The organism is Streptomyces sp. NPDC058239, from assembly GCF_042882185.1.
GTDB lineage: Bacteria > Actinomycetota > Actinomycetes > Streptomycetales > Streptomycetaceae > Streptomyces.
Genome location: NZ_JBHVWS010000086.1, coordinates 19,730 through 30,850 on the forward strand (window position 1 = coordinate 19,730; position 11,121 = coordinate 30,850).

Below are 11,121 nucleotides of genomic sequence, written 5' to 3' on the forward strand. Positions count from 1 at the left end.
ACCCTTGACGACCGCCCGGGAATGACCGCACTCTTTGGTATACCAAAATGCGGAACGGCTCGGCCGTGACCGCTGCTCACCCTGTCCGATCAGCGATTCGAGGGTTCGCCATGACCAGTACGTCCCGCACCTCAGCGACCGCGGGCAGAGCCGGCGCATCCGTCGCCCGCCCGGCGGGCGACGGTGCCCGCCCCACCCGGGTGCGCTGGAAGATGTTCGTCCTGCTGCTCGGCGTCGTCGCGCTCAACTACATCGACCGGGGCTCCGTCTCCGTCGCGCTGCCGCTGATCACCAAGGACCTCGGTCTCTCCAAGGAGACGACCGGCTTCCTGCTCAGCGCGTTCTTCTGGACGTACGCGCTGATGCAGATCCCCAGCGGCTGGCTCGCAGACCGGTTCGGCGCCCGCCGCATGGTCTCCGGTGCCTGCGTCGGCTGGGGGGTTGCCCAGGGGCTGACCGCGGCCGCCGGCGGCGCGGGCTCGCTGCTCGGCTTCCGGCTGCTGCTCGGCGCCGTCGAAGCCCCGGTCATGCCGGCCGGCGGCAAGCTCAACGCCCAGTGGCTGCCCGCCAAGGAGCGCGGCCGGGGTGCGGTTCTCCTCGACGGCGGCGCCCCGCTCGGAGCGGCGCTCGGCGGCATCGTGATCTCCACGCTGATCGGCTGGACGGGCAGCTGGCGGATCAGCTTTCTCGTCGCGGGCGTACTCACCGTCGCCGCCGGCCTGTACGCCGGCTGGTACATCCGTAACACGCCCGCCGAACACCCCGGCGTCAACGCCGCCGAAGCTGCCTACATCGAGCGCGCACACGCCGAGGAGGACGCCGCGGGACCCGCCGATGTGCGCACCGGTCTGCTGCCGTACCTCAAGCACCGCTCGTTCTGGGCCATGTGCCTGGGCTGGATGGGCTTCAACGGCGTCTTCTACGGACTGCTGACCTGGGGCCCGCTCTATCTCTCCGAGTCCAAGGGCTTCGACATCGCGACCATCGGCTGGTCGACCCTGGTCATCTTCGGCGCGGGCTTCGTCGGCGAGCTGATCGGCGGCTGGACCTCCGACCGCTGGAAGGCCAAGGGCGCCGGAGCCAACACGGTGATGCGCACGATGATGGGCGTCGCCGGGATCGCCGTCGTCGCCGGGCTGCTCGGGGTGGTGCTGGTGCCCGACGCCATGACGGCGGTCGCACTCCTCTCCGTCGTCCTCTTCTTCCTCCGCTGGGCCGGTCTGTACTGGTCGCTGCCGTCCGTGCTCGCCGGACGGGCCAACGCCGGAGTCGTCGGCGGAGCCATGAATCTCTCCGGCAACATCGCCGGGATGATCACACCGATCGCGGTCGGCTTCATCGTCGGTGCCACCGGCTCGTACACCTGGGCGCTGCTCTACTTCGTCGGCGCGGGTGTGCTGTTCACCGTTTCATCCCTGGTCATCGACTACAGCAGGAGGCTCGCCGTCCGATGACGACCACCACCCGTTTTTGCCGCATCCGCATCGGGATGCTCACCCCGTCCTCCAACACCTGTCTGGAGCCCGTCACGTACGGGCTGCTCCACGGTACGGACGTGGCCACCGCCCACTTCGCCCGCGTCCCGGTCACCCGGATCGCCCTGGACGAGGGATCCGACGCCCAGTTCGACCCGGAGCCGATGCTCGCCGCCGCCCGGGAGCTCGCCGACGCGCACGTCGACGTCATCGCGTGGAACGGCACCTCGGGCTCCTGGCTGGGCCCGGACCGGGACCGCGCCCTGTGCGCCCGGATCACCGAGGAGACCGGCATCCCCGCCACCACCTCCACCCTCGCACTGTTCGACGCCTGTGCCGCGTACGGCGTGACCAGGCTCGGGCTCGCCGTCCCGTACACCCGGGACGTCGCCGACCGGATCGTCCGCCGCTACGCGAAGGAGGGCCTGGACTGCACGCTCGCCGAACCCTTCGGTATCAGCGACAACGAGGCCTTCGCCCGCATCCCGGCCGCCGATGTGGCACGGCAGATCGAGGTGGCGGCGCCCGGTACGCACGCCGTCGCTGTCGTCTGCACCAATGTGCACGGCGCGGATGTCGCCCGGCAGCTCGAACCGGCCCTGGGGATACCGGTGTTCGACAGCGTCACCGCGACCCTGTGGCAGGCTCTGCGCCTTGCCTCCGCGGATACCGGCGTCCCCGCCCTGCCCGGCCATGGCGACCTGCTCCGCTCGGGCTCCCTGCGGGCACGCTTCCAGACCGTCCTGCGGACCCTGCTGGAGACGACCGGCGCCGATCGCACCACCCTCCGTCTCGACCTGCCCGCACACGGACTGGCCGTCGACCTGACCGCCGCCGAAGCCCTGCGCGAGGGCGTACGGTCCATCCGCCGCGACGCCTCCCTCGACCAGCGTCGGCTGAACACCGTCGAGTGGCTGGAGCGGCAGCGGATCCCGCTGGTCCAGCCGCACTTCGAGGCGATCCCGCATCCGCCGCAGGCACTCGTGGACGTGTACGGCGTGCACGCCCAGATGCTCTCGCCCCTCGTCCGCGACGACGCGATGACCGGATGGATCTCCGTGCACAGCCGGGACGAACGCGACTGGACCGAGCGGGACACCGCCGCGCTCCGGGCCGCCACGGACGACGTACAGCACCTCCTCGACACCGACCGGAAGGCATCCCTCGCATGACCAAGGACATCAAGATCGCGCTCGGTGTGGACGTGGACGCCGTGGCCGGCTGGCTCGGCTCCTACGGCGGCGAGGACTCACCCAACGACATCCAGCGGGGCGTCTTCGCCGGTGAGATCGGTACCCCACGACTGCTCAAGCTCTTCGAGCGGTACGGGATCCGGACCAGCTGGTTCATCCCCGGGCACTCCATCGAGACGTTCCCGGAGCAGACCCGCATGGTCGTCGAGGCGGGGCACGAGATCGGCGCGCACGGCTACTCGCACGAGAACCCCATCGCGATGAGCCGGCAGCAGGAGGAGGACGTACTCGCCCGCTGCGTCGAACTGATCGAGGAGTACACCGGGCGCAGGCCGCGCGGCTATGTGGCGCCCTGGTGGGAGATGTCCGCGTACACCGCCGAACTCCTCCACACCTATGGCTTCAGTTACGACCACAGCCAGAACTACCGCGACTTCACCCCCTTCTACGCCCGGGTCGGCGACAGCTGGACGAAGATCGACTTCGGCAAGGAGGCCAAGGAGTGGATGAAGCCCCTCGTCCACGGCCACGAGGTCGACCTCGTCGAGTTCTGCGGCAACTGGTACGTCGACGACCTGCCGCCCATGATGTTCAACAAACACGCGCACAACAGCCAGGGATACGTGAGCCCGCGCCAGCTGGAACAGGACTGGCGCGACCAGTTCGACTGGGTCCACCGTGAGCTCGACTACGCGGTCCTGCCCATCACCCTGCACCCGGACGTCAGCGGCCGCCCGCAGGTGCTCCTCATGCTGGAGCGCTTCATCGAGTACGTCTCCGGGCACGAGGGCGTCAGCTTCTGCACCCTGGAGGACGCGGCCGACGACTTCCGCCGCCGCTTCCCGTTCGGCTCCGCCGAGCGCCCGGCAGATATGCGATGACGCGACCGGGCGGGCCGTGGCACAGTGGCGCGCATGCCCGAGCTCCGCACCCGCCCCGTCCGCCCCGCCGTGCTCTTCGACGACACCGCTCTGGGGGAGCTCGACCGGGCCACGTGGTCGACGCTGCACGCCGTGACATCGAGGCCGCAGCCCCCGTACGCGCCGTTCTTCGACGACCGGCACAAGCCCGAGGACTTCCTCGTGGCCGAGGCGGAGAACGAGGCGGGGGAGGTGGGCCTCGCCGGGTACATCAGGCTGGTCCCGCCGACCCCGCTGGCCTGCAACACACATGTCCGGCAGATACAGGGCCTCGCCGTGGCCGACTGGGCGCGCGGCCGCGGAATCGCCAGGGCCCTGCTGCGGGCGGCGTTCGCGGCGGCGCGCAGTGACGGGGCGAACCGGATGACGCTGCGGGTGCTCGGGCACAACGCACCCGCGCGGGCCCTGTACGAGTCGGAGGGGTTCGTCGTCGAGGGTGTGCTGCCCGGTGAGTTCTTCCTGGGCGGGCGCTATGCCGACGACGTCATGATGGGCCGCTCGCTGGCACCGTGAATCCTGGTTTCCCGCTCAGCCCTTGAACAGTCGCATGCCACCCATGAGTTCATGGAGGCAGCGCACCGCCAGATCGGAAGGTGAGCCGGGCCCGCTCGTCGGCGCGTCCGTCTCCGCCCAGGCTTCCAGCGCGACGCGTACCGCGTCCGTGGCGGCGGCTGCGGCGAGCCGGACCTCCAGTGGGTCCGCCCCGTCGCCCGCCAGCCGGGTCAGCACCGGCAGCAGCTTTTCCTCCGAATCCTGATTGACCCGGTACCAGACGGCACGCAACGCCGGGTCCTCCACCGCCGCCCGCAGCAGCCCGCGCGTCCAGCCGAGCTGTTCGGCGGCGTCCGCGCCCGGCACCCGGAGCGCCTCGGTGACCGCCTGCTCCAGCACCCCGGCGAGCGCCTTCCCCGGCTCGGCCGCCTCCAACAGCGCCCGCCAGTGCTCGGCGCCGCCCGAGAGCAGTGGGCCCACCGCGTCCTGCTTGGAGCGGAAGTACCGGTAGAAGGTACGCAGCGCGACGCCCGCCCGATGGGCGATGTCCTGTGCCGTGGTGCCTTCGGGTCCGCGCTCGGCGAAGAGCGCGGCGGCGGCGCGCGCGATGTCCAGCTGGGTTGCGGCCTTACGGCGTTCGGTGAGGGACGGCTGACTCGGCTCGATGCTCATTCCCAGGAGATTACCCCGGCAGTGGAGAGGTGTGCATGAAATGACGTAATGGCAAAACGTGCCACTTGGGCGTACGGTGGGCATCGATCGAGGAAGTATCGAGACAGCTTCGGGACAGCAGTCACCGGGACCGGGAGAGAACAGACATGAACCGCTACGAAGGCCGCCGCGCACTCATCACCGGCGGGGGCTCCGGCATCGGCCAGGCCACCGTCCACCGTGTCCTCGCCGAGGGCGGCCGCGTCGTCGCGGCCGATGTCAGCGAGGCCGGGCTGAAGGCCACGTACGCGACAGCCGTGGCGAACGGCAGCGCCGACCGCCTCACCACCCTCGTCCTCGACATCTCGGACGAGGCGGCCGTCCAGGCGGGCGTCGCCTCCGCCGTGGCCACCCTCGGGGGCCTCGACGTACTGGTCAACGCGGCCGGAATTCTGCGCTCCGAGCACACGCACAAGACGTCGCTGGAGTTCTTCAACAAGATCCTCGCGGTCAACCTCACGGGGACGTTCCTGATGATCCGTGAGGCGATACCGGCCCTGCTGGCGGGCGACAAGCCGGTCGTCGTGAACTTCTCCTCCACCTCGGCGAGCTTCGCGCACCCCTACATGTCGGCGTACGCGGCGAGCAAGGGCGGTGTCCAGTCGATGACGCACGCGCTGGCGAGCGAGTACAGCAAGCAGGGGCTGCGGGTCGTCGCCGTCGCGCCCGGCTCGATCTCCTCCGACATGACCAGTGGCAACGGCCCGGGGCTGCCCGCCGATGCCGACATGTCGCTCTTCATGAAGCTGTCTCCGGCGCTCGGCGAGGGCTTCGCCAGCCCGGACACCGTCGCGGGCGTCGTCGCGATGCTCGGATCGCAGGACGGGGCGTTCATCACGGGTACGGAGATCCGGATCGACGGCGGAACCCACTTCTGACGGAGCGGCAGGGCCCCGGGCGCGTTCAGCCGGCTCCGAACCGCTCCCAGAGCGCGGGGAAGCGTTCCGCCAGCGCCGCGTCGTCCTCGAAACCGAAGGGGGTGCCCTCCGGCTCGGAGGCCTGGGGCGGCAGCCCGAGGTCCGGGGTGACCACGCCGGTGAGCTGCTCGTACGCCTCGTCGGCGGCATAGCCGAGATCCTCGGCGTCCCCGTCGATCTCCTCGTCGAAGTCGTCGAGAAGATCGGCGAGGCTGTCCGGATCGTGCAGAGCGCCCTCGAAGATCTCCCGGCCCTGCCCGATCAGCCAGCAGCGGAAGAAGTCGAAGGCGTCGTCGCTCGCGCCGCCGAGCAGTACGGCGGCGGCGCCCCACAGTTCCCAGCGGTAGGCGCGGTTGTAACGGGCCTCGAAGTGCCTGGCGAAATCCAGCACGGCTTCGGGATCGAGCCGCACCAGCCGCTCGACGAGCAGATCGGCCTGGTCCTCGGGGTCGCCCTCGGCGGCCTCGCGGGTGCTGTCGATGATCTCCCAGAACTCCGTCTCGTCCATCACGGGACAAGCATCGGCCTTGACGGCGGGCGACGCACGCGGACGCGGCGAAAAGAAGCCTTCAGCGATAGAGGTCGCGCAGGCGTTCGGCGGCTGCGATGAAACGAGTCCGCAGAGCGGCCGGTTCGAGGACCTCCAACTCCGGCCCCATGGCCATCAGTTGGCTGTACGCGACATCGAGGGACTCGACCGGCAGGGTGACGGTGAGCTGTCCCTGTGCGTCGGGCGGGCCGGCCGCGTCCAGCGCGTCGTGGACCGCCGAACGGTCCATGGTGTACGGCAGTCGGCGTACACCCTCCTCCGTCACCCGTACCGTCACCTCGGTACGCAGGAGCGAGCGGGCGAACTGGGCGGCCCGCTCGTCCCAGAAGGCCGGAAGATCGAACTGCTCGTCGCGTTCGAACCGTTCGTCCGACACCGCGACGGCCGAGAACCGGTCGATCCGGTACACCCGGCAGTCGTCCGCCACGCGGGCGCAGAGATACCAGACCCCGGCCTTCAGGACGAGTCCGTACGGGGCCAGCTCCCGCTCCACCTCGTCGTCCCGGCCGTTGCGGCGGTAGCGGGCGTGGACGATCCGGTCGTCCCAGACCGCCTCGGCGACGGCGGGCAGCAGTTCGGGGGTGACCGGCTCCTGGTACCAGCCGGGAGCGTCCAGGTGGAAGCGTTGGGCGGCGCTGTCCGAGGCGCCCTGCAGGGACGGCAGCAGGGCCGCAGACACCTTGAGCCTGGCGGCGGACGCGGCGTCCTCCAGACCCATCTCGCGCAGGGCGGACGGCAGCCCGGAGAGGAAGAGCGCCTCGGCCTCGTTACGGGCGAGTCCGGTGAGGCGCGTGCGGTACCCGCCGACCAGCCGGTAGCCCCCGGCCCGGCCCCGGTCCGCGTACACCGGGACGCCCGCTTCGGAGAGTGCCTGCGCGTCCCGGGTGACGGTCCGTTCGGACACCTCGAGTTCCTGGGCGAGCTCGGCGGCGGTCATGGCGGGGCGGGACTGCAGGAGCAGCACCATTTTGATGAGACGGGCAGCACGCATGCGGCCATTGTGGCCCGCAGGCCCGGGGGCGGCCTCGGTCGCCGGCCGGGCTCAAAGATGTCCTCGATCGCCGGACGGGCTTGAAGATCAAGCCCGTCCGGCGATCGAGGACGGAGCCTTTGCCGGACCGGGGCGAGGAGGCAGCCGGGCGTACCCGGCCGCCTTCACGCGTCAGAGCCCGTACCGCTCCCGGGCCTCCTTGACCGCGGACGCGGTCACCTCGCCGCGGCGGGCCAGCTGGGCCAGGGCCGCGACCGTGATCGACTGGGCGTCGACGCCGAAGTGGCGGCGGGCCGCATCACGGGTGTCGGAGAGCCCGAAGCCGTCCGTGCCGAGCGAGGACCAGTCCTGCTCCACCCACTGGCTGATCTGGTCCGGGACCTGCCGCATCCAGTCGCTGACCGCGAGGACCGGACCCGGTGCGCCCTCCAGCGCCTGGGTCACGTACGGCACTCGCTGTTCGCCGTGGAGCAGCGCCTCGTCGCACTCCAGCGCCTCGCGGCGCAGCTCGCCCCAGGAGGTGGCGGACCAGACGTCGGCCGTCACACCCCAGTCCGCGGCGAGCAGTTCCTGGGCCTCCAGGGCCCAGTGGATCGCCGTGCCGGAGGCCAGCAGCTGCAGGCGCGGCGCGTCCGCCGTGGCGGGCGTGCCCTCCTTGAAGCGGTAGAGGCCCTTGACGATGCCCTCCTCGACGCCTTCCGGCATCGCGGGCTGCGGCTTCGGCTCGTTGTAGACCGTCACGTAGTAGAAGACGTTCTCGGCCTCGGGGCCGTACATCCGGCGCAGACCGTCCTTGACGATCACTGCGATCTCGTACGCGAATGCCGGGTCGTAGTTGAGCGACGCGGGGTTCGTGGACGCGATCAGGTGAGAATGGCCGTCCGCGTGCTGGAGGCCCTCGCCGGTCAGCGTCGTCCGGCCGGCCGTGGCGCCGACGATGAAGCCCTTGCCGAGCTGGTCGGCGAGCTGCCACATCTGGTCGCCGGTCCGCTGCCAGCCGAACATCGAGTAGAAGATGTAGAACGGAATCATCGTCTCGCCGTGCGTCGCGTACGACGTCGACGCGGCGATGAAGTCGGCCATGGCCCCGGCCTCGGTGATCCCCTCGTTGAGGATCTGGCCGTCCTTGGCTTCCTTGTAGTACATCAGCTGGTCGCGGTCGACCGGCTCGTACGTCTGCCCCAGCGGCGAGTAGATACCGGCCGACGGGAACAGCGACTCCATGCCGAAGGTGCGAGCCTCGTCCGGGACGATCGGCACCCAGCGCCTACCGGTCTCCTTGTCCCGCATCAGGTCCTTGGCCAGGCGCACGAACGCCATGGTGGTGGCCATCTCCTGTTTGCCGGACCCCTTGTACAGGGCCTTGAACGCGCGCTCCTCGGGCTCGGGCAGCGCCACCGCGTGCACCCGGCGGGCCGGCGCGGGGCCGCCGAGAGCGGCACGGCGTTCCTGGAGGTAGCGGACCTCGGGGGAGTCGGTGCCCGGGTGGCCGTAAGGCACCACACCGTCGGCGAAGGCGCTGTCCGGGATCGGGAGTCCGAGCAGCTCGCGCATGCCCTTGAACTCGTCGATCGTCAGCTTCTTCATCTGGTGATTGGCGTTCTTGGACTCGAAGCCCTTGCCGAGCGTGTAGCCCTTCACCGTCTGCGCGAGGATCACGGTCGGGGCGCCCTTGTGCTCGACGGCCGCCTTGTACGCCGCGTACACCTTGCGGGCCTCGTGGCCGCCGCGCGAGGTGTAGAAGCACTCGGCGATCTTCGCGTCGGTGAGCAGCTTCGCCAGCTCGGCGAGCGCGGGCTCGGCGCCGAAGAAGTGCTCACGGATGTACGCGACGTCGCGGGTGGCGTACGTCTGGAACTGCGCGTCCGGGACCTCCCGGAGCCGGCGGACCAGCGCACCGGTGGTGTCCAGCTGGAACAGCTCGTCCCAGGCGTTGCCCCAGAGCGTCTTGATGACGTTCCAGCCGGCGCCGCGGAACGCGCCCTCCAGCTCCTGGACCACGCGGAAGTTGGCGCGGACCGGGCCGTCGAGGCGCTGCAGGTTGCAGTTGATGACGAAGGTCAGGTTGTCGAGCCGCTCACGGGCCGCGAGGGCGAGGGCGGCGGTCGACTCGGGCTCGTCCATCTCGCCGTCGCCGAGGAAGGCCCAGACGTGCGAGTTCGACGTGTCCTTGATGTTGCGGTTGGCCAGGTAGCGGTTGAAGCGCGCCTGGTAGATCGCCGAGAGCGGGCCGAGGCCCATCGACACGGTGGGGAACTCCCACAGCCAGGGCAGCCGCCGCGGGTGCGGGTAGGACGGCAGACCGTCGCCGCCCGCCTCCTGGCGGAAGTTGTCGAGCTGCTGCTCGCTGAGCCGGCCGTCGAGGAAGGCGCGGGCGTAGATGCCGGGGGAGGCGTGGCCCTGGATGTAGAGCTGGTCGCCGGAGCCGTCCCCCTCCTTGCCACGGAAGAAGTGGTTGAAGCCGGTCTCGTACAGCCAGGCCGCCGAGGCGAAGGTGGCGATGTGGCCGCCGACGCCGAGCCGGGCGCCACGGGTGACCATCGCGGCCGCGTTCCAGCGGTTCCAGGCGGTGATCTTGGACTCCATCTCCAGGTCGCCGTCGAACGCGGGCTCGGCGGCGGTCGGGATGGAGTTGACGTAATCGGTCTCCAGCAGCTTGGGCAGCGCGAGACCGGCGCCCTCGGCGTGCTGGAGCGAGCGGCGCATCAGGTACGCGGCGCGGTGCGGGCCCGCGGCCTTGGTGACGGCATCCAGGGAGGCCGCCCATTCGGCGGTCTCCTCGGGGTCACGGTCCGGGAGCTGGTCGAGCTCGCTCGGAAGCTTTCCTACGGGGTCGGTCATGATCGCCGCCTTCCGGAGTGGAGGGGGGTGGAGAAAGGCCCTGACTGGCAGGACAGGGCGATGGGGCCGGTGGGCCCGCGGAGTGAACTGTAAGTCGCCGATCGATGATCGATCAAAGGATGAAGGGCAAAACTTCTCGATATGAAGAAATTGGCATTCGGTGCCGTGAAACGGGGCACGGAGTGACGGGATCTAATGCGCAAAAGGGGCGCCCGCCTGCACAGGCGAGCGCCCCTCACGTCAGATGCGTACGCCTCTCAGGCGCGCGGTGCGCAGCCGAGCACATGCGCCTTGACCAGCACACCGATGTCCGGGTCCTTCCGCAGGAACGCCTCGATGAGCGCCTCGTGCTCCTCCGCGTACGACTTCTGGACCGTGCCCAGCCACCGGATCGACAGGGCGGTGAACACCTCGATGCCCAGCCCCTCCCAGGTGTGCAGCAGCACGGCGTTCCCGGCGGCCCGCACCATCTCGCGGTGGAACCCGACGGTGTGCCGCACCTGCGCCTCACCGTCGGCCAGCCGGTCCGCCTCGTAGAGCGCCGTCACATGCGGCGCGAGGCGCGAGCAGTCCTCGCCGAGGACCGGAGCCGCCAGCTCTGCCGCGATCTGCTCCAGACCGGCCCGGACCGGATAGCTCTCCTCCAGATCGGCCGCGGTGAGATTGCGGACCCGTACACCCTTGTTGGGGGCCGACTCGATCAGCCGGAGCGTCTCCAGCTCCCGCAGCGCCTCGCGCACGGGCGTCTGGCTGACCTCCAGCTCGGTGGCGATCCGGCGCTCCACGATCCGCTCACCCGGTTTCCAGCGCCCGCTGACGATCCCGTCCACGATGTGCTCGCGGATCTGTTCGCGCAGCGAGTGGACGACGGGCGGGGTCATGAGGGGCTCCTTCGGGGCAAACCGTTGCTGTCTGCGCCATCACGGCTGCCGGGGCGACCGGTGGTGTCTAGACAATACGGCGGCGCCCCCCGCCGCGAGTGTTAACGGGCGGGGGGGCCCGGGGGGGGGGGGTGTGGAAAAGGGAAATTT

General features: G+C 70.2%; 10 protein-coding genes. 5 read left to right on the forward strand and 5 right to left on the reverse strand.

The window, feature by feature from the left end:
* Nucleotides 1–110 precede the first annotated feature (110 nt).
* From ACFVYE_RS44400 to ACFVYE_RS44415, 4 genes are read left to right on the forward strand one after another with little or no spacing between them, the layout of a single operon-like run.
* Nucleotides 111–1,454, forward strand: a complete 1,344-nt coding sequence (locus ACFVYE_RS44400) for an MFS transporter (protein WP_389609185.1) — start codon at nt 111–113, stop codon at nt 1,452–1,454.
* A complete protein-coding gene (locus tag ACFVYE_RS44405; RefSeq protein WP_389609187.1) occupies nt 1,451–2,647 on the forward strand; it encodes a GAF domain-containing protein in 1,197 nt (398 codons plus the stop codon). Before ACFVYE_RS44400 ends, ACFVYE_RS44405 begins: the two co-directional genes overlap by 4 nt.
* Nucleotides 2,644–3,549, forward strand: coding sequence for a polysaccharide deacetylase (locus tag ACFVYE_RS44410; RefSeq protein ID WP_389609189.1), 906 nt, complete (start codon nt 2,644–2,646; stop codon nt 3,547–3,549). The genes ACFVYE_RS44405 and ACFVYE_RS44410 overlap by 4 nt, the downstream gene beginning before the upstream one ends.
* 33 nt (nt 3,550–3,582) lie before the next feature.
* The gene (locus ACFVYE_RS44415) at nt 3,583–4,101 is read left to right on the forward strand and encodes a GNAT family N-acetyltransferase (RefSeq protein ID WP_383976536.1); all 519 of its coding nucleotides are present in this window, start codon (nt 3,583–3,585) and stop codon (nt 4,099–4,101) included.
* Nucleotides 4,102–4,116: 15 nt separating this feature from the next.
* Here ACFVYE_RS44415 and ACFVYE_RS44420 read toward each other — a convergent pair whose 3' ends face one another.
* Nucleotides 4,117–4,752: a TetR/AcrR family transcriptional regulator gene (locus ACFVYE_RS44420; protein ID WP_389609192.1), complete on the reverse strand. Its 636-nt coding sequence runs from the start codon at nt 4,750–4,752 to the stop codon at nt 4,117–4,119.
* A 146-nt stretch (nt 4,753–4,898) separates the two neighbouring features.
* On the opposite strand from ACFVYE_RS44420, the gene ACFVYE_RS44425 reads away from it, so the two are divergent.
* Complete coding sequence (locus ACFVYE_RS44425; RefSeq protein ID WP_383976540.1) at nt 4,899–5,669, forward strand: SDR family NAD(P)-dependent oxidoreductase; 771 nt, start codon at nt 4,899–4,901, stop codon at nt 5,667–5,669.
* A 25-nt stretch (nt 5,670–5,694) separates the two neighbouring features.
* Here ACFVYE_RS44425 and ACFVYE_RS44430 read toward each other — a convergent pair whose 3' ends face one another.
* The 4 genes from ACFVYE_RS44430 to ACFVYE_RS44445 form a co-directional block, all read right to left on the reverse strand.
* Nucleotides 5,695–6,216, reverse strand: a complete 522-nt coding sequence (locus tag ACFVYE_RS44430) for a DUF4240 domain-containing protein (RefSeq protein ID WP_389609196.1) — start codon at nt 6,214–6,216, stop codon at nt 5,695–5,697.
* A 61-nt stretch (nt 6,217–6,277) separates the two neighbouring features.
* Nucleotides 6,278–7,249, reverse strand: coding sequence for a helix-turn-helix transcriptional regulator (locus tag ACFVYE_RS44435; RefSeq protein WP_383976542.1), 972 nt, complete (start codon nt 7,247–7,249; stop codon nt 6,278–6,280).
* Between the two features lie 171 nt (nt 7,250–7,420).
* Nucleotides 7,421–10,090 carry a pyruvate dehydrogenase (acetyl-transferring), homodimeric type gene (gene aceE, locus ACFVYE_RS44440; RefSeq protein ID WP_389609194.1) on the reverse strand — a complete coding sequence of 890 codons (2,670 nt, stop codon included), beginning with the start codon at nt 10,088–10,090 and terminating at the stop codon, nt 7,421–7,423.
* 257 nt (nt 10,091–10,347) lie between these two features.
* On the reverse strand, nt 10,348–10,971 hold the full coding sequence (locus ACFVYE_RS44445) for a GntR family transcriptional regulator (protein ID WP_093895367.1): 624 nt from the start codon (nt 10,969–10,971) through the stop codon (nt 10,348–10,350).
* Nucleotides 10,972–11,121 lie beyond the last annotated feature (150 nt).